The sequence below is a fragment of the Kitasatospora sp. NPDC054939 genome (assembly GCF_053610105.1).
The window spans coordinates 41,487-64,489 of the sequence record NZ_JBSGXP010000031.1 but is presented as its reverse complement, the minus strand read 5'-3'; the positions used below and the strand labels follow the sequence as shown (position 1 = coordinate 64,489).

The 23,003-nt window shown below is 74.0% G+C and carries 22 protein-coding genes; 7 read left to right on the top strand and 15 right to left on the bottom strand.

Translation table 11 applies throughout. The features are described from left to right. Window positions 1–267: 267 nt before the first annotated feature. From ACWGB8_RS12200 to ACWGB8_RS12190, 3 genes are all read right to left on the bottom strand, one after another. Window positions 268–1,068: a DUF3710 domain-containing protein gene (locus tag ACWGB8_RS12200; protein WP_452212778.1), complete on the bottom strand. Its 801-nt coding sequence runs from the start codon at window positions 1,066–1,068 to the stop codon at window positions 268–270. Window positions 1,069–1,137: 69 nt separating this feature from the next. After that, entirely contained in the window at window positions 1,138–1,605 is a 468-nt protein-coding gene (gene dut, locus ACWGB8_RS12195; RefSeq protein ID WP_452212776.1) for a dUTP diphosphatase, read from the bottom strand. Then, window positions 1,602–2,192, bottom strand: a complete 591-nt coding sequence (locus tag ACWGB8_RS12190) for a PaaI family thioesterase (protein WP_452212783.1) — start codon at window positions 2,190–2,192, stop codon at window positions 1,602–1,604. The genes dut and ACWGB8_RS12190 overlap by 4 nt, the downstream gene beginning before the upstream one ends. Before the next feature lie 237 nt (window positions 2,193–2,429). Between ACWGB8_RS12190 and ACWGB8_RS12185 the strand changes: the two genes are divergently transcribed. Then, window positions 2,430–2,879 (top strand): DUF3093 domain-containing protein, encoded by a 450-nt coding sequence (locus ACWGB8_RS12185; protein WP_452212774.1) that lies wholly within the window; start codon window positions 2,430–2,432, stop codon window positions 2,877–2,879. Window positions 2,880–3,173: 294 nt separating this feature from the next. On the opposite strand, the gene ACWGB8_RS12180 is transcribed toward ACWGB8_RS12185, so the two are convergent. From ACWGB8_RS12180 to ACWGB8_RS12165, 4 genes are all read right to left on the bottom strand, one after another. Continuing rightward, window positions 3,174–3,473: a DUF4193 domain-containing protein gene (locus tag ACWGB8_RS12180; protein ID WP_396313861.1), complete on the bottom strand. Its 300-nt coding sequence runs from the start codon at window positions 3,471–3,473 to the stop codon at window positions 3,174–3,176. A 495-nt stretch (window positions 3,474–3,968) separates the two neighbouring features. Continuing rightward, window positions 3,969–4,952: an acyl-ACP desaturase gene (locus tag ACWGB8_RS12175; RefSeq protein WP_452212773.1), complete on the bottom strand. Its 984-nt coding sequence runs from the start codon at window positions 4,950–4,952 to the stop codon at window positions 3,969–3,971. 307 nt (window positions 4,953–5,259) lie between these two features. Further along, the gene (locus ACWGB8_RS12170) at window positions 5,260–6,567 is read right to left on the bottom strand and encodes a sensor histidine kinase (RefSeq protein WP_452212771.1); all 1,308 of its coding nucleotides are present in this window, start codon (window positions 6,565–6,567) and stop codon (window positions 5,260–5,262) included. Window positions 6,568–6,604: 37 nt separating this feature from the next. After that, window positions 6,605–7,258, bottom strand: a complete 654-nt coding sequence (locus tag ACWGB8_RS12165; RefSeq protein WP_238863910.1) for a response regulator transcription factor — start codon at window positions 7,256–7,258, stop codon at window positions 6,605–6,607. Window positions 7,259–7,709: 451 nt separating this feature from the next. On the opposite strand from ACWGB8_RS12165, the gene ACWGB8_RS12160 reads away from it, so the two are divergent. After that, window positions 7,710–7,895: a hypothetical protein gene (locus tag ACWGB8_RS12160; protein WP_452155205.1), complete on the top strand. Its 186-nt coding sequence runs from the start codon at window positions 7,710–7,712 to the stop codon at window positions 7,893–7,895. 291 nt (window positions 7,896–8,186) lie between these two features. On the opposite strand, the gene ACWGB8_RS12155 is transcribed toward ACWGB8_RS12160, so the two are convergent. Then, window positions 8,187–9,017, bottom strand: a complete 831-nt coding sequence (locus tag ACWGB8_RS12155; RefSeq protein WP_452212769.1) for an inositol monophosphatase family protein — start codon at window positions 9,015–9,017, stop codon at window positions 8,187–8,189. Between the two features lie 23 nt (window positions 9,018–9,040). Next, a complete protein-coding gene (locus ACWGB8_RS12150; RefSeq protein WP_452212767.1) occupies window positions 9,041–10,198 on the bottom strand; it encodes a ferrochelatase in 1,158 nt (385 codons plus the stop codon). Between the two features lie 130 nt (window positions 10,199–10,328). Here ACWGB8_RS12150 and ACWGB8_RS12145 point away from each other — a divergent pair, with 130 nt between their 5' ends. Together ACWGB8_RS12145 and ACWGB8_RS12140 are read left to right on the top strand one after the other, a co-directional pair. Further along, window positions 10,329–11,585, top strand: a complete 1,257-nt coding sequence (locus ACWGB8_RS12145) for an MFS transporter (RefSeq protein ID WP_452212766.1) — start codon at window positions 10,329–10,331, stop codon at window positions 11,583–11,585. Between the two features lie 112 nt (window positions 11,586–11,697). Beyond that, window positions 11,698–13,017, top strand: a complete 1,320-nt coding sequence (locus ACWGB8_RS12140) for a D-arabinono-1,4-lactone oxidase (RefSeq protein WP_452212764.1) — start codon at window positions 11,698–11,700, stop codon at window positions 13,015–13,017. Here the strand turns inward: ACWGB8_RS12140 and ACWGB8_RS12135 are convergent. Then, entirely contained in the window at window positions 13,014–13,448 is a 435-nt protein-coding gene (locus tag ACWGB8_RS12135; protein WP_452212762.1) for a hypothetical protein, read from the bottom strand. The two genes, ACWGB8_RS12140 and ACWGB8_RS12135, sit on opposite strands and share 4 nt — an antisense overlap. 530 nt (window positions 13,449–13,978) lie before the next feature. On the opposite strand from ACWGB8_RS12135, the gene sepH reads away from it, so the two are divergent. Further along, window positions 13,979–15,052: a septation protein SepH gene (gene sepH, locus ACWGB8_RS12130; protein ID WP_452212761.1), complete on the top strand. Its 1,074-nt coding sequence runs from the start codon at window positions 13,979–13,981 to the stop codon at window positions 15,050–15,052. A gap of 62 nt (window positions 15,053–15,114) precedes the next feature. Here the strand turns inward: sepH and ACWGB8_RS12125 are convergent, their stop codons facing one another. After that, entirely contained in the window at window positions 15,115–15,975 is an 861-nt protein-coding gene (locus tag ACWGB8_RS12125) for a sulfurtransferase (RefSeq protein WP_452212759.1), read from the bottom strand. A 157-nt stretch (window positions 15,976–16,132) separates the two neighbouring features. Between ACWGB8_RS12125 and ACWGB8_RS12120 the strand changes: the two genes are divergently transcribed. Next, window positions 16,133–16,882, top strand: a complete 750-nt coding sequence (locus ACWGB8_RS12120) for a VOC family protein (RefSeq protein ID WP_452212757.1) — start codon at window positions 16,133–16,135, stop codon at window positions 16,880–16,882. A 23-nt stretch (window positions 16,883–16,905) separates the two neighbouring features. Here ACWGB8_RS12120 and ACWGB8_RS12115 read toward each other — a convergent pair whose 3' ends face one another. The 4 genes from ACWGB8_RS12115 to ACWGB8_RS12100 all read right to left on the bottom strand — a co-directional run bounded on the left by ACWGB8_RS12115 (window position 16,906) and on the right by ACWGB8_RS12100 (window position 22,369). Further along, a complete protein-coding gene (locus tag ACWGB8_RS12115) occupies window positions 16,906–17,565 on the bottom strand; it encodes a thymidine kinase (RefSeq protein ID WP_452212755.1) in 660 nt (219 codons plus the stop codon). A gap of 34 nt (window positions 17,566–17,599) precedes the next feature. Beyond that, complete coding sequence (locus ACWGB8_RS12110; RefSeq protein ID WP_452212753.1) at window positions 17,600–18,787, bottom strand: alkaline phosphatase family protein; 1,188 nt, start codon at window positions 18,785–18,787, stop codon at window positions 17,600–17,602. 32 nt (window positions 18,788–18,819) lie between these two features. Further along, on the bottom strand, window positions 18,820–19,413 hold the full coding sequence (locus ACWGB8_RS12105) for a DUF5998 family protein (RefSeq protein ID WP_452212751.1): 594 nt from the start codon (window positions 19,411–19,413) through the stop codon (window positions 18,820–18,822). 94 nt (window positions 19,414–19,507) lie between these two features. Then, a complete protein-coding gene (locus ACWGB8_RS12100; protein WP_452212749.1) occupies window positions 19,508–22,369 on the bottom strand; it encodes a bifunctional acetate--CoA ligase family protein/GNAT family N-acetyltransferase in 2,862 nt (953 codons plus the stop codon). A 218-nt stretch (window positions 22,370–22,587) separates the two neighbouring features. On the opposite strand from ACWGB8_RS12100, the gene ACWGB8_RS12095 reads away from it, so the two are divergent. Beyond that, complete coding sequence (locus ACWGB8_RS12095; RefSeq protein WP_452212747.1) at window positions 22,588–22,869, top strand: HPr family phosphocarrier protein; 282 nt, start codon at window positions 22,588–22,590, stop codon at window positions 22,867–22,869. Window positions 22,870–23,003: the final 134 nt, after the last annotated feature.

The window sequence follows — 23,003 nt, the reverse complement described above, 5'->3', positions numbered from 1 at the left end:
GTTGACTTTTGGCACGCTGTTGAGTTCTCAAGGAACGGACACTTCCTTCGGACCGCCTTCCAGCGGGCCCTCCGGGCGCTTCGTTCTTTCGTGTTCCGAGCTTATCAGACGTTTTCCGCCCCGTTTTCCGGAGCTTCATTCATCGGACTTGCTTTCGGCCGCTGCTCTCGCGGCGACTCCGGAACTGTACGGGGCCGGACCCGCCCCAAGCAAATCGTCCCGCCCCACACCCGTGGGACGGGACGATCGAGCCGGTCAGCGGGCCGGTCAGCGGACCTCGGTGATCTCCGGGCCGCGCGCGAACGGGTCGAGGGCGGCACCGCCGAAGCGGCCCTCCTCGCCGGCGGCCGGCACGGAGCCGCCGCCGTCGGCGACCATCTGCGCGTCCTCGGGGAGCTTCAGCACGATCGGGTCGCGGGGGGCCATCGGGCTGTCACCGCGGACGACGACGGTCTGCTGGAAGACCTGCTCCAGGATCCCGGCCATCTCGGGCTGCACGGCGGCCTGGCCCGAGATCACGCCGCGGAGGAACCAGCGCGGTCCGTCGCAGCCGACGAAGCGCACCAGCTGGACACCCTGGGTGCCGTCCGGCAGCTGTACGGGGACCTGGGCGCGGAGGTGCCACCCGAGGGCGCCCTCCTCCTCCTCGACGAGGCCGCCCTGCGAGGTGATGCCGTTGGCGATCTCCTCGCGGACCTCGCCCCAGATGCCCTCGGACTTGGGGGCCGCGAAGGCCTGGAGCTGGACGGCGCTGTTGCCGAGGACCAGCGTCGCGGCGACGATCGCATCGCCGGCCACCTCGACGCGCAGTTCCATGCCCTCGACACCGGGGACCAGCAGGCCCCCGAGGTCGACCCGGCCCTCTTCCGGATTCTCCAGCTCGGAGAAGTCCCACGGACCGTCCGGACGCGGGGCCGGCGGCAGGCCGACCCGGTCGGCCGGGTCCAGCTCGGTCACGCTCTCGCTCTCGGCGGAACCTTCGACGTCATCGGCCGTCTCGTCGGCGCTGATGGCGTCGTCGGCGAGCTGCTCGACAGCGTCCTCGCTCTTCTGGCGACGACGGAACACGGTCACTGTCCTTCCCGGTCCAAGACCGATGCGAATACCTGCTCGGCTTCCTGCGAGTCCGCGGGCAGCCTAGACCGCGGCATGGCCGCCGGTCGACCCGAACCCGCCCTCGGCCCGCGCAGACCCGGGGAGCTCGGCCACCTCGTGGAAGCGGGCCTTCTCGACCTGCTGGACGACCAGCTGGGCGATCCGGTCCCCTCGGCGGAAGCTGACGGCCTCGTGCGGGTCCAGATTGACGACGATCACCTTGATCTCTCCACGGTACCCGGCATCGACCGTCCCCGGGGCGTTCACGAGGGCAACTCCGCAACGTGCTGCCAGCCCGGAGCGCGGGTGCACGAAGGCCGCGTGGCCGTCGGGCAGGGCGATGGCGATGCCGGTCGGCAGGACGGCCCGCTCGCCGGGGGCCAGCTCGGCGTCGACGGTGGTCCGCAGGTCGGCGCCGGCGTCGCCGGGCTGCGCGTACGACGGCAGGGGCAGTTCCGCGTCGATGCGTCGGATCAGGATGTCCACCGGCGGGCGGGGGGTGCTGCTCAAGGGTTCACCTCAAAGGCTCTGGCGCGCTTCATCAGGTCCGGATCGTCGAGGACCTTCTCGATGTCCTCGGGGCGACCGTGCTTGGTGAAGTGTTCCAGCTTCACCTGGACGAAGAGTGCCGCCGCCCGGAGCGCGACCGGGCCGTCGGGTCCGCCGATGCGTCCCTCGGCGGCGCTGTAGATCTTGCGGCCGTGCACGCCGGTGATCCAGGCGTGCAGGTGCAGGACGGAGTCGACGGGCACCGGGGCGAGGAAGTCGGTCTCCAGCCGGCCGGTGACGGCGGGTGCGTGGAGCAGCCAGTTGAGGCTGCCGAGGGTCTCGTCCAGGGCGGCGGTCAGCAGGCCGCCGTGGGCCAGCCCGGGGCCGCCCTGGTGGTGGTCGCGGACGGTGAACTCGGCGGTGACGTCGAGGCCCTCGCCGGCCACCGCGTCGATCCGCAGGCCGCCGGGGTGCTGCGGGCCGCAGCCGAAGCAGTGCTCGTAGTGCGAGCCGAGCCGGGTGCCGGGGGCGGGCGCCTCGGGCGCGCGCGGCGGCAGGACGGCGTCCGGCGGCGGCGTGGTCGGCGACAGCGGCGCGGTCGGGGGCAGCGGGGCGGCGGGCGCCGCCACGGGCGGCTGGGCGGGCTGGGTGGCTACGGAACCGGTCACGGCGACCAACCCTACCGACGAGTAGATCCGTGGGAAACGGTCTTCCGGTGCCCGATCGGGCACCGGCGGCACCCACTCGGGCGCGGGTGCACGCCCGACTACGGCGCCCCGGGTCCCGGGCCGCACCGACGGGGTGCGGTGCCGGGGCACGGCATAACGGCGACCACAATGGAGGGCATGTACGACGAACGCCTCACCGTGCCGCGCTCCTGGTGGCTGTTCCCTGCCGCGCTCGGGCTGACGCTCGCGCTGATCCTGCTCCGCTTCAGCGGGGTCGGGGCCCTGATCGGTCTGGTGGTCGGCGTCGCCGTCGGCGCCGTCGCGATCAGCAGCTACGGCTCCGCCCGGATCCGCGTGGTCCAGGGCTCGCTGGTGGCCGGGCAGGCCCGGATCCCGGTGGACGCCCTCGGCGCGGCCCAGCCGCTGAGCCCGGCCGAGGCGGTGGCCTGGCGCGGGGTGAAGTCCGACCCGCGCGCCTTCATGCTGCTGCGCAGCTACGTGCCGACCGCCCTGAAGGTCGAGGTGACCGACCCGGCCGACCCGACGCCGTACCTCTACCTGTCGACCCGCTCGCCGATGCGGCTGGCCGAGGCGCTGGACGACGCCCGCAGGTCCGCCCGCGCCTGAGCCCGGCGGAGGACGCCCGGCGGGAGCCGCCTGGCGGAGGGTGTCGGGCGGAGGGCGCCCGGGGCGCCGCCCCGGGTCCGAGCCCGGATACGGAGGAGGGACGGTTCCGCCCGGCGGGACCGTCCCCATGACTCCTGTACTACTGCCCTGCTCCGTACCGCGCCGACGCCGTACGGCAGGTGCCGACCGCCGCGGCGGTCGCCGGTGCTGCCTCCGGCCCCGCTGCCCGGGGCCGGAAGGGGCGACGTGCCGGCTTCGCGGCGACCGCGGAACCCGGACCATGGCCGCGGGTTCTCAGGCGCCGCAGTCCCGGCAGATCGGGTTGCCGTTCTTCTCGCTGTACAGCTGGCTGCGGTGGTGCACGAGGAAGCAGCTCATGCAGGTGAACTCGTCGGCCTGGCGCGGCAGCACCCGGACGGACAGCTCCTCGTTCGAGAGGTCGGCGCCGGGCAGTTCGAGGCCCTCGGCGGCCTCGAACTCGTCGACGTCCACCGAGCTGGTGGTCTTCTCGTTCCGCCGAGCCTTGAGTTCCTCGATGCTGTCCTCGTTGAGGTCGTCATCGGTCTTGCGTGGGGTGTCGTAGTCAGTAGCCATTTTCGCTCTCCCCCTCCGGGTTGTGCGGTGTGTGCGGTATCTCCAGCGCACGTAACGCATGGGGGGCCGGTCTTGTGCCCGACCCGAGGCGGAGATTTTGCCTTACTTCAAGCCCTGTTACTCAATCGACACTCAGCCGGGCGTCCGTTGGGGTGATCGGATCGGGTGTGGGCGGCCTCACGCTGGGCCATCGCCGGGCCGCCGCAGGGGCGGCCCGCCGGACACCGACAGTGACCGCCTGCGCTGCGGCGCCTCGCCGATTCCCTTGCCCGCCAGGGGTCCGGGTCAATCCACCGCGGGCGGTCGGGCCCCGGATCCGGTCACGGACGGCGACCGGGGGCGGGTTCGACATGATCACCGCACGGAGTCGGCCGGCGGCGCGGAGCGACACGGTGTGAGCTTCGTCACGTTCTGAATCTTCCGGGGCAAACCGCGGAAAATCCCCCCAACCCGACCGGCCGGATCCGATCCGGATCCGGCCGCCGACGGGTGCCGCTACTGGGCGGCCAGCCGGGCCGCGCGGCGCGCCAGCTGGGCCGCCTGGCGCTCCTCGAACTTCCGGGCCTGGCCGTCCAGGCCGTCCAGGAAGACGCCCAGCTCGTCCTGGGCGCGCTGCCCGTCCGGGCCGAGGCCGGCGATCTCCATGACCTTGAGGTGGCGCAGCACGGGCTGCAGCACGTCGTCGTGGTGGATGCGCAGGTTGTAGACGTTGCCGATGGCGATCTGGGCGGCGGCGCGCTCGAAGCCGGGGATGCCGTGGCCGGGCATCCGGAAGGCGGTGATCACGTCGGCGATCGCGCGCATGGCCTGGTCGGGGGCGATCTCCAGGGCGGCCCTCAGCAGGTTCCGGTAGAAGACCATGTGCAGGTTCTCGTCGTTGGCGATCTTCGCGAGCAGCTGCTCGCAGAGCGGGTCGCCGGCGTAGTGGCCGGTGTTGCGGTGCGAGATGCGGGTGGCCAGCTCCTGGAAGGCCACGTACGCGACCGAGTGCAGCATGCTGTGCGCGTTGTCGGACTCGAAGCCCTCGGACATGTGGCTCATCCGGGCCCGCTCCAGCTCCACCGGGTCGACGGCCCGGGTGGCGAGCAGGTAGTCGCGGATCGCTATGCCGTGCCGGCCCTCCTCGGCGGTCCAGCGGTGCACCCAGGTGCCCCAGGCGCCCTCGCGGCCGAACATGCTGGCGATCTCGTGGTGGTAGCTGGGGAGGTTGTCCTCGGTGAGCAGGTTGACCACCAGCGAGACCCGGCCGAGCGGGGTCACCTTGGACTGCTCCAGGGCCCACGGCTCGCCGCCGAGGACGCCGTCGAAGTCGCGGCCCTGGCTCCACGGGACGTACTCGTGCGGCATCCACTCCTTGGCGACCTTGAGGTGTCGGTCGAGCTCCTTCTCGACGACCTCTTCGAGGGCCAGGATCAGTCGCGTGTCGGTCCAGGCGCTCGATCCGAGCGAGGCGCTGCGCTGCACGGGGGCGATGGTCACGGTCTTGCTCCTGGAGAGACGGCACGCGCGGGACGGGCGCGTTGGGCGGGCACATCGGGCGGGTCACGGCTACGGCGCGGCGGCGCGGCACGGCGGGGTGCGGCTGCGGATCGCAGCGCCGTACCTTCAACCTTACGGTTGCGTAGGTTACGACACCGTAAGTTGCTCGCCCGGGAAATGACAAGCCGCCCCCGCCAGCACTTATGTCGTCTTGACACGGCCGGCGGGGGCGGCTTGCGATGGTCGGCGCACGGACCGCGGCTCACCCGAAAGGCAGAGCCGGGGCCGTACGGGCCTCCGAGCGGTCTCAGGCTCCCGGGATGCGCACCCTCACGGTGAGGCCGCCTCCGGTGCGCGGAGTGGCCTCGACGACCCCTCCGTGCGCCCGGACGACCGAGCGGACGATGGACAGGCCCAGCCCGACCCCCTTGTCGCTGCGGGTGCGGTCGGCGCCCTTGATCCGGCGGAACGGCTCGAAGATGTGCTCCAGCTCGTAGCCGGGGACCACCGGGCCGGTGTTGGAGACGACGAGCTCGCCGCCGCCGGGCACCTCGGCCGTGGTGATCTCCACCCAGCCGTCGGCCGAGTTGTAGCGCACCGCGTTCTGCAGCAGGTTGAGCGCGATCCGCTCCAGCAGCACGCCGTTGCCGGAGACCACCGAGGCGTGGAGTTCGGAGCGCAGCTCCACCTCGCGCTTGTCGGCCTCGGCGCGGGTCTGCTCCAGCGCCCGGCCGGCCACCTCGGCCAGTTCCACCGGCCGCCGGTCCACCAGTTCGTTGTCGCTGCGGGCGAGCAACAGCAGGCCCTCGACCAGCTGCTCGCTGCGCTCGTTGGTGGCCAGCAGGGTCTTGCCGAGCTGCTGGAGGTCGGCGGAGGCCCCGGGGTCGGAGAGCTGGACCTCCAGCAGGGTGCGGTTGATCGCCAGCGGGGTGCGCAGCTCGTGCGAGGCGTTGGCGACGAAGCGGCGCTGGGAGTCGAAGGAGCGGTCGAGTCGGTCCAGCATGTCGTCGAAGGTGTCGGCGAGCTCCTTGAGCTCGTCGTCCGGGCCGTCCAGCTCGATCCGGCGGTGCAGGTCGGAGGAGGCGACCTCGCGGGCGGTGCGGGTGATCCGCCCGAGCGGGCGCAGCACCCGGCCGGCCATGGCGTAGCCGGCCGCGAAGGCGATCACGGCGAGGCAGACCAGCACGGTGAGGGACTTGCGCAGCAGGGTGGTGAGGGCGACCTTCGCGGTGTAGTCCTGCTGCTCGGCGAGGTACTGGTTGAACTGCGCCGAGGTCATCAGCCGCCCCTGGACCCTGATCGACTCGGCGAACTCGAAGGTCGGCGACTGCACGTCGAGGAAGGCCTGGCGGACGAAGAAGTACATCAGCACCAGCAGCACGACGCCCGCCATCAGGAACATCCCGCCGTAGAGCAGGGTGAGCCGGATCCGGATGGTGGGGCGGAACGGCAGCCAGCCGAGCATGCCGTCGCCGGGGACGTAGCCGTGGTGGTGCGACGGCGAGCCGAGCCTCGGTGCGCGCGGCGGGTGCGGCGGCTTGGGCGGGACGGCTGCGGGTCGCGGGCCGCCGGCGGGCGTGCCGGAGGACCCGCCGGCCGGGGGCGGGGTGGTCATGGGGTTCCTCTCGGGTCGGCCCTCGGGGGCCGGGGGGTCAGATCCGGTAGCCGGACCCGGGGACGGTGACGATCACCGGCGGGTCGCCGAGCTTGCGGCGCAGGGTCATCACGGTGACCCGGACGACGTTGGTGAACGGGTCGGTGTGCTCGTCCCAGGCCTTCTCCAGGAGCTGTTCGGCGGAGACGACGGCGCCTCCGGCCCGCATCAGCACCTCCAGGACGGCGAACTCCTTGGGGGCGAGCTGGACGGTGCGGCCGTCGCGGATGACCTCGCGGCGGCCGGGGTCGAGGGAGATCCCGGCGCGCTCCAGGACGGGGGGCAGCGGGACGGTCGCGCGGCGGCCCAGCGCCCGGACCCGGGCGACGAGTTCGCTGAAGGCGAACGGCTTGGGCAGGTAGTCGTCGGCGCCGATCTCCAGGCCCTCGACCCGGTCGCTGATGTCGCCGGAGGCGGTCAGCATGATCACCCGGGTGGCCAGGCCCTGGTCGACGACGCTGCGGCAGACGTCGTCGCCGTGGACCAGCGGCAGGTCGCGGTCGAGGACCACCACGTCGTAGTCGTTGACCGCGATGCGCTGGAGCGCGGCCTCCCCGTCGTACACCACGTCCACGGCCATGGCCTCGCGGCGCAGGCCGGTGGCGACGGCCTCGGCGAGCAGCTGCTCGTCCTCGACGACGAGAACCCGCACGGTGGTTGTCCCTTCTCCCAGGCCGGCCCCGGAAGCGGACGCACGGCTCCGACGGTGCCCCCATCCTGCCTGGTCCCGCGGTAAAGCAGCGATAAGCTGCCTCCTGGGCACGGCCTGGGGGCCGCCCGCGCACCGGGCCGAACGGTTGTTCGCAGGGGAATCAGTCCGGTTGGACTGTGACACGGGCAACTTTCTCGCGCCGGGAGGTTTCCCCGACCCGGGGGCGGGGAGGACAGGTGCACACCCGCGATCCGGCTTCGTAGGCCGATCGCACCCACCCGCCGTGCGTTCATCCGCGCCGGCCCCGGGGGTGGGGTCACGGGAGCGGCCCGAGGGCCGTCTCCGCGCCCGACCGGAGATCACGAGAACCGGCCCGGTGCTTCCGCTGACTTCGCGCCCCCTGGCCCGGGGACGCACGATCGTGCACGTCCGACACAGTAAGGGGGCCCGTATGGACGCCTTCACCGCCGGAATCCTGCAGCGCATCGCCAATGCCGAGCAGGACCTGCACCGCGCTCTGGAGGCCGGGGACGAGTTCCTGGCCGAGGTGGAACAGTCCGAGCTGGACGACCTGCGCCGGCTCGCCGCCGAGCACGGTGTCGACACCGTGCTGGAGCGCCACCGCACCGCCGCCTGACCCCGTACCACCACGACCGGCATCGCCGGCACCAGCGGCCCTGCGGGGGCCGTGCAGGATCCGGCAGGACCCTGGACCCGACCGACAACCAGCGACACCCCAGCGAGACCCACGCCCTGGCATCCCCCGTGTGCCAGGGCTCTTCGCCGTCCGGGCCCGGTCGAGCGCACCGGGAAGGGCCCGTCGAGCAGCTCCGCGAGGGCCCGGTCGAGCGGCGCCTGGGGTGCGGGAACGGGCGGGAGGAGGGGCGCGGGAACCGCTCCCGCACCCCTCCTCCCGCCCCCGTCCCCGTCAGGCCCAGGCGCGCAGGGCGGCCAGCCGCTCCTGGAGCGGCTCGTAGACGCCGGGGGCGGCGGCCACCGTCAGCTCGCCGTCCGGCCCGTGCCCGGGCCGGCCGCCGACCAGGACGCCGGCCTCGGCGGCGATCAGGCAGCCCGCCGCGCGGTCCCACGGCGCCAGGCCCCGCTCGTAGTACCCGTCCAGCCGCCCGGCCGCGAGGTCGCACAGGTCGACCGCGGCGGCCCCGCCGCGCCGGATGTCGCGCACCTGCGGCATCAGCGCGAGCAGGATCTCGGCCTGGCGGACCCGTACGTCCTGCACGTAGTTGAAGCCGGTGGCGATCAGCGCCTGCCCCCACGGCGGGGCCGGACGGGCGGCCAGCGGACGGCCGTCCAGCAGCGCGCCGCGCCCCAGCACCGCCTGGAACAGCTCGCCGCGCGCCGGGGCGTACACCACGCCGACGACCGCCCGGCCGTCCAGCTCGGCGGCCACGCTGACGGCCCAGGAGGGCAGCCCGTACAGGTAGTTGACGGTCCCGTCGAGCGGGTCGACCACCCAGCGCACACCGCTGGTGCCGGGGCGTTCGGAGCCCTCCTCGCCGAGGTAGCCGTCCCCGGGGCGGCGGGTGGTGATCAGCTCCAGGACCAGCTTCTCGGAGGCGAGGTCCATCTCGGTGACCACGTCGACCGGGCTGCTCTTGGTGCCCGCCACGCCCAGGTCGGCGGGCCGGACGTCGCGCAGCAGCGCACCGGCCTGGCGGGCGGCGTCCAGGGCGACGTCCAGCAGTTCGTCCAGCAGTTCGTCCGACGGATGCTCCGACGGTGCGGGGCTCGGGCTCGGCACGGGGATTCTCCTCCGGAAGGGGGTCAGCGCTCGGCGGCGGCCGGGCGGGGGGCGCGCGGGTTGGGGCAGCAGGCGACCGCGCAGACGTCGTGGCTCGGGCCGAGTGCGCCCAGCGCGCAGCGGGCGACCGGCTCGCCGCGCTCGGCGGCGGCCCGCTCCAGCACGAGTTCGCGGACGGCGGCGGTGAACCGCGGGTCGGTGCCGACGGTCGCGGCCCGGGCGGCCGGCAGGCCGAGTTCGGCGGCCCTGGCCAGCGCCTCGGTGTCCAGGTCGTACTTGACCTCCATGTGGTCGGAGACGAAGCCGATCGGGACCATCACCACGGCCGGGGCGCCGTCGGCGTGCTGGGCCTCCAGATGGTCGCAGATGTCGGGCTCCAGCCACGGGACGTGCGGGGCCCCGCTGCGCGACTGGTAGACCAGCTCCCAGGGCCGGTCGGCGACGCCGGTCCGCTCGGCGACGGCCGCGGCGATCAGCCGGGCGACGTCCAGGTGCTGGGCGACGTACGCGCCGCCGGGCCGGCCGCGGGCGGGGTCGTCGGGGGCGCCGGAGGACTCGGCCATGGCGTCCGGGACGGAGTGGGTGGTGAAGGCCAGCCGGGCGCCGGCGCGGACGTCCTCGGGCAGTGCGGCCAGGGCGGCCACGGTGGCGTCGACCATCGGCTCGACGAAGCCGGGGTGGTTGTAGAAGTGCCGCAGCTTGTCGACCCGCAGCGGCGGCAGGCCCTCCTCGGCGAGCCGGGCGAGCGCGTCGGCGAGGTTCTCCCGGTACTGGCGGCAGCCCGAGTACCCGGCGTAGGCGCTGGTGGCGAGGACGGCGACGCGGCGGTGGCCGTCGGCGGCGATCTCGCGCAGGGTGTCGACCAGGTAGGGCGCCCAGTTCCGGTTGCCCCAGTACACCGGCAGGTCGAGGCCGTGCTCGGCGAAGTCCTTGCGCAGGGCGGCCAGCAGCTCGCGGTTCTGCTCGTTGATCGGGCTGACCCCGCCGAACATGAAGTAGTGCTTGCCCACCTCCTTCAGCCGCTCCGTGGGGATCCCCCGGCCGCGGGTGACGTTCTCCAGGAAGGGGACGACGTCCTCGGGGGCCTCGGGGCCGCCGAAGGAGAGCAGCAGCAGCGCGTCGTACGGTCGGGCCGCGACCGGGGCGGCGCCGGAGGGTGAGGGATTGCGCACGTCGGACATGGGACCGATCCTGCCATTGAGGGGCCGGACGGCGTCGGCGGGGCGGGGCCGGGTGTCCGGAAAATACCGTTTGCCAAGGTACGTAAGCTGTCCTGATCAGCCTTGTTCCTTACCTCCACGGAGCTCCCCCGTGCTGTCCAGCTACCGCCAGATCTTCGCCGCCCCCGGCACCCTGGCCTTCTCCTCCTCCGGGTTCATAGCCCGGTTGCCGATCTCCATGACCGGCATCGGCATCGTGACCATGCTCTCCCAGCTGAGGGGGTCGTACGGACTGGCCGGCGCGGTCTCCGCCGCCCTGGCGATCGCCGCCGGTGTGCTGGGGCCCCTGGTCTCCTGGCTCATCGACCGCCACGGGCAGCGTCGGGTGGCCCTCCCCGCGGCGGCCGTCACCCTGGCCTCCGGCGCCGGACTGCTGCTGAGCGCCCACTTCGGCGCCCCCGCCTGGACGCTGTTCGTGTTCGCCATCGGCATGGGAGTGATGCCCAGCGCGGGCGCCATGGTCCGCGCCCGCTGGGCCCACCTCTACCGCGACGAGCCGCCCAAGCTGCACACCGCCTACTCCTTCGAGGCGGTGGTCGACGAGTTCTGCTTCATCGTCGGCCCGATCCTCGCCGTCGGCCTGGCCACCAACCTCTTCCCTGAGTCCGGGGTGCTGGCCGCCGCCATCGCGCTCGCCGTCGGCATCGTCCTGTTCACCGCCCAGCGACGCACCGAGCCCCCGGTCCACCCGGCCTCGGCCCGCGGCGGCCGCAGCGCCATCCTGAACGGCGGCCTGGTCGTCCTGGTGCTCACCTTCATCGCCACCGGCGCGATCTTCGGCTCGGTCGAGATCGTCACCGTCGCCTACGCCGACGCCCAGGGGCACAAGGGGCTGGCCAGTGTCGTCCTCGCCGTCTGGGCGCTCGGCTCGGGCCTGGCCGGACTCGTCTACGGCGCCCTCAAGCCCAGGGGCTCGCTGGCCAACCGGTTCTTCCTCGGGGTGCTGATGATGGCGCTCAGCATGGTGCCCGTCCTGCTGGTGGCCTCGGCCGTGAGCGGCATGGCCGGCCTGCTGGCCGCCGGCGCCGCCCTGCTGGTGGCCGGCGTGGCCATCTCCCCCACCCTGATCTCCGCGATGGCCCTGGTCGAGCGGCTCGTACCGGCCGCCCTGCTGACCGAGGGCATGGCCTGGACCACCACCGGGCTCGCCATCGGCGTCGCCTTCGGCTCCTCGATCGGCGGCTGGGTGGTCGACGCCTCCGGCGCCGCGGCCGGCTACTGGGTGCCCCTGGTGGCCGGGGCCTTCGGCGTCCTCGTCGCCCTCGCCGGACTGCGCCGCCTGCAGGCCGGCGCCGCGACCGCGGCGGACGCCGAGCCCGCCGGACAGACCGTGGACCTGGAACGGTGAACTGACTAGTCTCGCCCTACCCGTGGCGCTACCCGCGGGTAGGGCGGCGGCCCGCGCCGCCGCGTCCCCGAGCGCGCGCCGACCCGTTCGGCCACGGAGCAGGAGGCACCGCATGCCCCAGGCCAGTACCGCACTCCCCCGCTGGACCAACTGGGCCGGCAACCAGAGCGCCCGGCCCGCCAAGGCGGTCGCCCCCGGGACGGCGGAGGAACTGGCCAAGGAGATCGGGCGGGCCACCGCGGCCGGCCGCCGGGTGAAGGCCGTCGGCTCCGGACACTCCTTCACCGCCATCGCCGCCGCCGACGACGCCGTCCTGGTCCGCCCGCACAACCTCACCGCCGTCCGCGCGGTCGACCGCGAGGCCGGCACCGTCACCGTCGAGTCCGGCCTGCCGCTCGCCCGGCTCAACCGGGCCCTCGCCGCCGCCGGCCTCTCGCTCACCAACATGGGCGACATCGAGGTGCAGACCGTCGCCGGCGCCACCTCCACCGGCACCCACGGCACCGGCCGGGACTCCGGCTCGCTCGCCGCCCAGATCCGCGGACTGGAGATCGTCCTCGCCGACGGCACCCTGCAGCGCTGCTCCCCCACCGAGAACCCCCGGCTCTTCGAAGGCGCCCGGCTCGGCCTCGGCGCCCTCGGCGTGATCACCGCCGTCACCCTCGGCGTCGAACCCGCCTTCCTGCTCACCGCGCGCGAGCAGCCGATGCGCTTCGCCGAGGTGCTCGACCGGCTCGACGAGCTGACCTCCGTCAACGAGCACTTCGAGTTCTACTGGTTCCCGCACACCGACCGCTGCTCCACCAAGCGCAACAACCGCAGCCAGGGCCCGGCCGCCCCGCTGCCCCGGTTCAAGGGCTGGCTGGAGGACGACTTCCTCTCCAACACCGTCTGGGAGGGCGCCTGCCGGGTCGGCCGCCGCTTCCCCGGCTCGGTGCCGACGATCGCCTCGCTCGCCAGCCGCGCCTGGTCGGACCGCAGCTACACCGACGCCGCGTACCGGGTGTTCACCAGCCCCCGCACCGTGCGGTTCACCGAGATGGAGTACGCGGTGCCGCGCGAGGCCGTGGACGGGGTGCTTCGCGAACTGAAGGCGATGGTCGAGCGCTCGGACTGGCGGATCAGCTTCCCCGTCGAGGTGCGCTTCGCCCCCGCCGACGAGCTGTGGCTCTCCACCGCCCACGGCCGGGACACCGCCTACATCGCCGTCCACCTCTACCGGGGCACCGCCGAGCAGGGCTACTTCACCGAGGTGGAGAAGCTGATGGCCGCTCACCAGGGCCGCCCGCACTGGGGGAAGCTGCACACCCGCGACGCCCGCTACCTCGCCGGGGTCTACCCGCGGTTCGCCGACTTCACCGCGCTGCGGGACGAGGTCGACCCGCAGCGCGTCTTCGGCAACGACTACCTGCGCCGAGTGCTCGGCTCCTAGGGCGTGGGGCCGGCCGCCGGTGGTCCGGCCGGGCCTCCGGTCGCCGATACCGCCGCGTACGACTTCCAGGTCCACCGGCGGCGGGCCCGCACCATCCGCGGCGCGTTCCATTCGGAGGAAATGCCCGCCGCGCGCGGCCCGTTGTCCGGCACCGCGGGCAGTTCGTCCACCACCGGCCCGGGGCCGCCGCCGCCGGTGGCACGCAACTGCTCGCCGGTGCGCTGGAATATGTGCTGGAACACCGCACTTCCCACGGTCGCCCCGATGCTCGCCACCACAGCGCCCGGAATGCTTCCGTACACGCCGAGTTCGGACGCGAGCAGCGCGCCCACCACGGCGGCCGGCGCACTCGCGGCGACCTGAGCCGCACTCAGGTCGATTCGCCTGCGACCTTCCGTGCCGCCCTCCTCGGCGGGCTTCCGCTCCGGCATCGACATCCCTACGGCCGGTACGACTGTTCGACGCTGACGTTGTCGAACAAGTCACGCCATCTTGCCCAAAGAAGGACACAAGGGGCGAAAATCCGGTTCTGCGCTGTCGATATATGTGAAGATGATCACCGTCCCCGCGCCGGTGGTCGGCCATTGGGGTGCGCGCTCTTGAGATTCCCGTGAATCGCGGGAGACTTGAGCGGCGAGCCGCCCCTCTGGATGCCACGAATGGAGTACTGTTCGTAAAGTCCGAGCCTTGGGTCGACTTGTCGACTGCCCATCACACGGCAGCCTGACGAAGAGCCACGGAGCGGGCACGCACGGCGACGCCGGTCCCGGATCGTCGCGATCTCTGCTCGTGCGAGGACGGCCGGGACACCCAGGCGCGACGTCAGACGGATGACGTGGCAAAAAGGCAACCGTGCCACAGCGGCGTGCCCGGGCGTGAGCCCGACACGCCGGGGAACTCAGCAAGGTTGTGGCCAGTCGCGAGCGGGCAGGCCACACTCAGTACGGGAGCAGCGACGCAGGTGACGTCGGCAGGCACCACCCGGGAGGTAACCGTGCCCGAACTGCGGGTTGTGGCCGTCAGCAACGACGGCACACGGCTGGTGCTCAAGGCTGCCGACAGCACGGAGTACACCCTCCCCATCGACGAGCGGCTGCGGGCCGCCATCCGCGGCGACCGGCCGCGCCTCGGCCAGATCGAGATCGAGGTCGAGAGCCACCTCCGCCCCCGGGACATCCAGGCGCGGATACGAGCCGGTGCCTCCGCCGAGGAGGTCGCGCAGGCCGCCGGCATCTCCGTCGACCGGGTCCGCCGCTTCGAGGGCCCCGTCCTGGCCGAGCGCGCCTTCATGGCCGAACGGGCCCGCAAGACCGCGATCCGCCGGCACGGCGAGTCCACCGGACCGCAGCTCGGCGAGGCCGTCGCCGAGCGGCTCGCGCTGCGCGGCGCCGAGAAGGACACCGAGCGCTGGGACTCCTGGCGGCGCGACGACGGCACCTGGGAGGTCATCCTCTCCTACCGGGCCGACGGCGAGGGCCGCAGCGCGTCCTGGACGTACGACCCGCCCCGGCGCCTGGTCCAGCCGAACGACGACGAGGCCCGCGCACTGATCGGCGAGAACGTCGAGCGCGAGGAGGAGTCGGTCTTCCCGTTCATCCCGCGCATCGCCCGGCTGCCGCAGGACCGCCCGCCCCGCCCGATGATCGACCGGCCCTCGGCCGACCGCATCATGTCGGCGCGCGAGGTACGGGAGTCCCGCGAGGCCACCGCCGACGCCCGGGACTCGCTGACCAGCCTGCTCGACGTGGTCCCCGCCTTCCGCGGCGACCTCGCGCCCGCCTCCATCGAGCCGGTGCCCGCCGCCGAGGTCGTCGCCGAGGAGATCGAGGAGCCGGCCGCCGCCGCGCCCGCGGTCGGCGCGGGCTCCGCCTACGCGGACATCCTGATGCCGCGTGCGGTGGCCCCGCACCGCGAGCGCCTGGTCGGCACCACCGACCGGCAGGCCGAGGCGGACGGCGTCCGGCCGGGCCGCCGGGCCACCGTGCCGAGCTGGGACGAGATCGTCTTCGGCAGCCGGCGCAAGAAGCAGGAGTAGCCCGTACCGGGCCCGCTGCGCAGGAGGCCGGACCGGCCCCTTGCGCAGCGGCGTGCCCGGGATCAGCCCGGCTGGTCGGTCACCGCCACCGGGCGGTCCGGGTCCGTCGACCACTCGCTCCACGAGCCCGGGTACAGCGCCGCCGGCACGCCTGCCACCTCCAGCGCGAGGACCTGGTGGGCCGCCGTCACCCCGGAACCGCAGTAGACACCGACCTCGCGCCCCTCCGCGCCCAGCGCCCGGAACCGCTCGGCCAGCTCGGCCGCCGGGAGGAAGCGGCCGTCGGCGCCCACGTTCCCGGTGGTCGGCGCGGACACCGCGCCCGGGATGTGCCCGGCCTTCGGGTCGATCGGCTCGGTCTCCCCCCGGTAGCGCTCGCCGGCCCGGGCGTCCAGCAGCAGGCCGCTGCGGGCGAGCGCCGCCGCGGCGTCCCCGTCCACCGTCGGCAGCTGCCCGGGCACCGGCTTGAAGTCGCCCTCCCCGGGCGCCGGTACCTCGGTGACCACCGGCAGGCCCGCCGCCTGCCAGGCCGCGAAGCCGCCGTCCAGCACCCGCACCCGGCGGTGGCCGGCCCAGCGCAGCAGCCACCACGCGCGGGCCGCGGCCATCGAGGTCGCGCCGTCGTACACCACCACCGGGCGGTCCTCCGACACCCCGGAGCGGCGCAGCACCGCGCCGAACTCCTCGACGTCCGGCAGCGGGTGGCGCCCGCCGCGGCCGGGCGGACCGGGCGGGGCGGCCAGGTCGGTGTCCAGGGACACGAAGTGCGCGCCCGGCAGGTGCCCGGCGGTGTAGTCCTCGATCCCGGGCGGACCGCCCAGCTGCCAGCGCACGTCGAGCAGGACCGGCGGGCGGTCGGAGGCGAGCGCCCCCTCCAGCTCGGCGACCGCGATCAGCGGCGGATCAACGTTGTAGGTGGTCATGGCGGCCATTGTGGCGCAGCCGGGACGGGACCGGGCTCTTTGTCCGGTCTTTGCCGGACTTTCCGCGCGGCCGGACGGTTCGACGCGCCCCGGGGTGGAACGATCACCCTCACGTGCGCACCACCGTGCGCCGACCGCCCGTTGAGGAGGCCCGCACATGCCCGCGGTGAAGCTCCGTCTGGCCCAGGGCACCCCGTGCTGGGTCAGCCTGATGACCGACGACCTGGCCGGTGCCCGCACGTTCTACGGCGGGCTGCTCGGCTGGACGTACGCGCCCGGCCCCACCCAGCTCGGCGACTACGTCCGGGCCGAGGTGTCCGGGGCGCCGGTCGCCGGGCTCGGAGTGGCGTCGGTCGCCGGGTACCCGGTGCAGTGGACCACCTACTTCGCGGTGGACTGCGCGGACCTGGTCGCCCAGCAGGTCCGCGAGTGCGGCGGCACGGTGGCCGTCGGCCCGCTGCAGGCGGAGCGGGCCGGGCGGCTCGCCATCGCCTCCGATCTGGCCGGTGCGGTGTTCGGGCTCTGGCAGGGCGAGGAGCACCCGGGCCGCGGGGCGGGCGCCGAGCCCGGCACGCCGGCCTGGTCCGAGCTGGTGACCGCGGACGACGCGGCGGCCGCGGCCTTCTACGGCTCGGTGTTCGGCCGGCCGGTCACCGTGCCGACCGACGGCGGGGCCTGCGAGCTGCTGGTGGACGGCCGTCCGGTGGCCGGGATCCTGCCGGGGGCGCTGCGCGGGCACCCGCCGCGCTGGCGGGTCCACTTCGCGGTCGACGACGCCGAACTGACCGCCCGTCGGGCCGTCGAGCTGGGCGGCGCGGTGCTGGTGGCGCCGCACGCCGGCCCGCGGGGCCGGGTGGCCCGGCTGGCCGACCCGCGCGGCGGGCACTTCTCGGTCCTGGAGGGCTGAGGGCCGAACGGCCCCCCGAGGCCCTACGGGGCGATCTGCTCCTCGAAGGGCAGCACGTCCGGGGAGAGCACCGAGGCGCGCGCGGTCGCGGCGGTGAGGCGGCGGCGGTGGTGGCGGCGGCAGAGCACCTCGTAGCCGACCTCGTCCTCCTTCACCGAGATGTCGCCGATCACCACCTGGGCGCCCTCGACCACCATCACCCCGCCGACCGTGCGGGCGTTGTGGGTGGCCCTGGCGCCGCACCAGCAGAGCGCCTCGACCTGCAGCACCTCCACCCGGTCGGCGAGTTCGATCAGCCGCTGCGAGCCGGGGAAGAGCCGGGTGCGGAAGTCGGTGGTGATGCCGAACGTGTAGACGTCGATGCCGAGTTCGTCGACCACCCGGGCCAGCTGGTCGACCTGCTCGGCGGCGAAGAACTGGGCCTCGTCGCAGATCAGGTAGTCCACCCGGCCGCCGGAGGACAGCCGGTGCACCACGTGGTGGTGGAAGTCGAAGTCGTCGGTCACCTCGACCGCGTCCGCGCGCAGGCCGAGCCGGCTGGAGATGGTCGCCGCCCCCGCCCGGTCGTTGCGGGTCAGGATCAGCCCCTGCCGGCCGCGGGCCGCGTGGTTGTGGTCCATCTGGAGCGCGAGCGTCGACTTGCCGCAGTCCATCGTGCCCGAGAAGAACACCAGTTCAGCCATGGGTGGAGCGAAGGCCTTTCAGAGACGGAGGGGTTCAGGCACGGACTTCGAGCAGCGGCACGAACTGCTCGACCGGGGTCATCGACCCGTGCAGGCCGATCATCGAGGACTCCCCCGGCTCGTTGCGGGAGGCGATCACCGCGATGTCGTCCCGGGCGGCGGCGACCACGTCGCCGATCCGGTGGTACACCCGCTCGTCCACGACCGGGCCGAACCAGCCCGCCGCTATCGCCGCGTCCCGGGTCGCCACCCACATCCGGTCGCCCAGCACCTCGCTCCACACCGCATGGACGTCGGCCGCCGCACCCGGCACCGCGTACACGTGGCGGGCCCGGCCCTCGCCGCCCAGCAGCGCCACCCCGGCGCCCAGCTCCCAGTCCTCGTCGAAGTCGACGCGGTCCTCCGGCGCGATGTCGATCATGCCGTGGTCGGCCGTCACGTACATCGCCGAGCGCGGCGGCAGCTGCTCGGCCAGCCGCCGGGCCAGCCGGTCCACCGCGTCCAGGGTCATCCGCCACTCGTCGGAATCCACCCCGAAGCGGTGCCCCGCGCCGTCCAGCTCGCTGACGTACGTGTAGACGAGCGCCCGGTCGTGCTCGGCCAGCCAGCGCGCGGCCTGGTCCATCCGCTCCTCGCCGGTGGTCCGGCCGAGGAAGGTCCCGCCGGACAGCGCCACCCGGGTCAGCGGCGTCTGCGCGAACAGCGGCGAGGACACCTGCGCCGTCGCCACCCCCGCCGCCTCGGTCCGCTCGAACACCGTCGGGTACGGCTGCCAGGCCGCCGGGTCGGTGTGCGGCTGCCAGCGCAGCTGGTTCATCAGGTGGCCGGCCCCCGGCACCGCCACCGTGTACCCCGCCAGGCCGTGCAGCCCGGGCGGGGTGCCCGTGCCCACCGAGGCCAGCGAGGTCGCCGTGGTGGAGGGGAAGCCCGCCGTCAGCGGCCGGCCGGTGCCGCCCAGCGAACCGCCCACCAGCGAGGACAGGAACGGCGCGTACTCCGGGTGGCGCAGCAGCAGCTCCCAGCCCAGGCCGTCGACCAGGAACACCACCACCCGGTCGGCCGGGGCGATCGGCAGCACCGGGTCGAACCCGGGCACCCCCAGCCCCGCCGCCACCGAGGGCAGCAGATCGCTCAGCGAACCGCCCCCGTACGGCGGTGCCGGAGCGGTCGCGGGATCGAGGATCTCGAAGGAATCGTGGCCGTCGGCCGGTGCGAAGGACATCGTGGGAGGTCTGGTTCCCTGCTCGTACGCGCTCAGGCCCGCGGGCCGTTGCTGATCGTCGCGTCCGACAGCGCCCGCGCGAACACCAGCGCCTGGGCCACCGTCTCCGGGCCGTCCCCCGCCTCGCTCACCCGCAGTGACAGGTCGTCAGCGGTCGCCGACCCGGTGTAGCCGTGGTCCGCCTCGCAGTTCGGGTCGGAGCAGCCCGCCGGCTCCAGGTCCAGCCGCTGCACCGCGCCCCACCCGATGGTCAGCACCACCTCGCGCGGCAGCGTGCCCGGGGTGTACGTCTCCGGGTTCGCCACCATCCGGCTGACCACCACCGAACCGATCCGGTCCAGCCGCACGCTCTCGGTCGACGTCGTCGCGTACGGCACCGGGCTCCCGTTGTCGCCGGCCTGCTCGTCGGTGTGGCTCACCACGAACCGGGTCGGGGTCAGCACCAGCACCGTCACGTGCCGGCGCACCTCGTTGGCGTCGAACGTCGTCTCCTGGTGCACCAGGTAGGACGTGATCGGCTCGGGGCCCACCGCCGACTCGACCGCCTCCGAGACCAGGGCGGGGTAGTAACCGCTGCGCTCGATCGCCGAACGCAGGTCCTGAGTGGTGGTACCGGTCTTCGCCATAACTCCATCCTGGCATGGTCCGCCGACGGAACGGGGCGGGTGCGCCACCGAGCGCCGGACGACTGCGCCCCGGGCAGGGCGCAACCAAGGAAGGTTACAGGGTGCTCATGGCACGCGGGCCCAGATCACTGCGCACGGGCAGGGGTGCGAGCCGCACCCGCGCCCCCAGGATCGCCAGTCCGTGCGGGGCCACGACCACCGGTTCGAGGTCCACCGAGGCCACCTCGGGGACGTCGTCCACCAGCCGGGAGACCCGCAGCAGCAGTTCCTCCAGCGCCGCCGTGTCCACCGCCTCCGCCCCCCGCCAGCCGAACAGCAGCGGCGCCGCCCGGACCTCCCGGATCAGCGCGGCGGCGTCCCGGTCGGTGGCCGGCACCAGCCGGTGCGCGACATCGCCCAGCAGCTCGGCCGGCGCCCCCGCCAGCCCGAAGGACAGGATCGCGCCGACCGCCGGGTCCACCGTCGCGCCGATCACCGTGTCCACCCCGCGCGGGGCCAGCCGCTGCACCACGAGACCGGCCTGCGCCGCTCCCCCCAGCAGGGCGTCCAGCTCGCGGTGCGCACGGCGCAGACCCGGCTCGCCGGTGAGGTCCAGCCGGACGCTGCCCAGGTCGGGGCGGTGGCGCAGGTGCGGCGCGGTCGCCTTCAGCGCCACCGGGTAGCCGAGCGCCTCCGCCGCCCGCAGCGCCGTCCTCTCGTCCGGTGCGGGCAGGGTCGGGGAGACGTCGATGCCGTAGTGCGCGAGCAGGGCGGCCGTGTCCGCGTCGGCCAGGGTGATCCGCGCCCCGCCGGGCTGGGTGCGGGCCGCGATCGCGGCCCGGGTGCTCAGCGCGGCGTCCACCCGCAGGCGGGCGCCCGACTCGTCGATCCGGTCCAGTTCGGGGACCCGCGCGGTCTCCTCCGCCTCGGCGGTGCGGCGGCGCCACTGCGCGTAGTGCACGGCGTGGGCCAGCGCGTGCACCGCCCGCTCGGGCGCCGGGTAGGCGGGGATCCCGCCCGGGCGCAGCCGGGCGGGCAGGTCGGTCAGCGCCAGGTGGGCCAGCAGCAGCGGCTTGCCGAGTTCCCGGGCCCGTGCGCCGGCCTCCAGCAGGGCGGCGGCGATCTCGGGGTCGTCGGAGCCGACCTCCGGATCGTCCGGCGCGGTGAGCCGGCCGCCCATGAAGGCGTGCGCGGAGGTGCCGATCGGCGGGATCGCGACGGCGATCACCGCGTCCACCGCGGGGTCCTCCAGCGCCACGTCCAGGGCGATCCGGAAGTTCTCGCCGGTCGCGGCGGTGGTGAGGTCGACCGGGGTGCGCGGGCGCAGGCCGGCGCTGAGGCAGGCGTCGTGGGTGAGCAGCCCGAGCGAGTCGGAGTTGCCGACCACCGCGACCCGGTCGCCGGGCGGCAGCGGCTGCAGGGCGAGGAGTTCGCCGGTGTCGTACAGCTCGGTGATCGTCTCCACCCTGGTCACGCCGGCCTGCTGGAACAGCGCGTCCACGGTGGCGTCGCGCAGTCCGGTCGCGGTCGCCGGGACGGCGTGACCCGGCGGCAGGCTGCCGGTGTGCCGGGCGCCCTTGACCACCACGACCGGCTTGGCGGTGGCCAGTCGGCGGGCGATCCGGGTGAACTTGCGCGGATTGCCGAAGGACTCCAGGTAGAGCAGCACCACCTCGGTCGCCGGGTCGTCCGCCCAGTACTGGAGGAAGTCGTTGCCGGAGACGTCCGCCCGGTTGCCGACCGAGGCGAAGGAGGAGACGCCGAGGCCGCGCCGGTGGGCGGTCTCCAGCAGGGCCACGCCGATCGCGCCGGACTGGCAGAAGATCCCGAAGCCGCCGCGCTGCGGCAGCACCGGGGCCAGCGAGGCGTTCAGCGGGTGGTCGGGGGCGGTGCTGATCAGGCCGAAGGCGTTCGGGCCGATCACCCGCATCCCGGCGGCCCGGGCCTGGCGGACCAGCGCGCGCTGGCGGTCGCGGCCCTCCGGCCCGGTCTCGGCGTACCCGGCGGTCACCACCACCAGGCCCTGCACCCCGTGCGCCCCGCAGTCGCCGACGGCGGCGGGCACCGCCCCGGCCGGGACGGCGATCACCGCGAGGTCGACCGGGCCGGGGATCTCCAGCAGGGAGCGCCGCACCGGGACGCCGTCGAGTTCGGTGCCGGGCGGGGCGTTGCGGTTCACCGCGTACACCTCGCCGGTGAAGCCGCCCAGCAGGTCGCGCAGGATCGCCCGGCCCACGGTCTGCGGGTTGCGCGACACCCCGATCACCGCGACCGAGCGCGGGGTGAGCAGCCGCTGCACCGAGCGCGCCTCGGCGCGGTGCTCGCGGGCCCGCATCACCGCGAGCGAGGCGGCGGTCGGCTCCAGGTCGAACTCCAGGTGCACCACGCCGTCGGCGAAGCTGCGGTGCTGGGTGTAGCCGGCGTCGGTGAAGACCTTCACCATCTTGCGGTTCTCCGGCAGCACCTCGGCCTGGAAGCGGCGGATCCCGCGCTCCTGGGCGACGGCGGCGATGTGCTCCAGCAGGGCGGAGGCGACGCCGCGGCCCTGGTGGGCGTCCTGCACCAGGAAGGCGACCTCGGCGTCGGTACCGGTGTCGGAGGGGCGGCCGTCGGCGTCGATCCGGTCGTAGCGGACGGTTGCGATGAAGTGGTCGCGGACGACGACCGCGAGGCCGACCCGGTTGACGAAGTCGTGGTGGGTGAAGCGGCGGACGTCCTTGTCGGACAGCCGCGGGTAGGGCGCGAAGAAGCGGAAGTACTTGGACTGGTCGGAGACCTGTTCGTAGAACTCCACCAGCCGCTGGGCGTCGTCCGGGGTGATCGGCCGGATCCGGGCCGTGCCTCCGTCGCGCAGCAGGATGTCGGCCTCCCAGTGCTGCGGGTAGTCCGGCGCGTCCGGCTGCGGGCCCTGCCGCGGCTGCGGTCCCTGCTGCGCCCGAGGTCCCTGCTGCGGCTGCGATACGGCGGCGTCGTCCACGTTCGTCAGGTTATCCGGCGGCGAGCCGAATGGCGCCGGTGCTGCCCGGACGGCAGGGTGGACAGGGCCACTGGCCGGGGGTTTTGCCCCTGGAAGAAACAATCACAAGTCCCGAACGGGGCGGTCCGGAGCGGTCGCCCGCGTGCAACACTGGTCTAGACAACATGGCCGCCACCCGGAGCACGGCCATGACCAGCATCACCCGAAAGGCACGTCTCATGGCTGAGCGCCGCGTCACCATCGGTTGGGCCGAGGGCCTGCACGCCCGTCCCGCCTCCGTCTTCGTCCGCGCCGTCACGGCGACCGGCGTGCCGATCACCATCGCGAAGCCCGGCGGCACCCCCGTCAACGCCGCCTCCATGCTCGGCCTGCTCGGCCTGGGCGCCCAGGGCGGCGAGGAGATCGTCCTCGCCTCCGACGCCCCCGGCGCCGACGAGGCCCTGGACCGCCTCGCCAAGCTGGTCGCCGAGGGCCTCGACGAGCTCCCCGCCGCCGCCTGAGCCGAGCGCTCCCCCACCCGCACCCCAGGGGTGGGCCCCCCCCCCGCGGGGGCCCGCCACCGCGGGAGGGGGCCGGGGTCCCGGGCCCCCCACCACCAGACGAACCGCGTGATGGTGGGGGCCCACCACGAGAG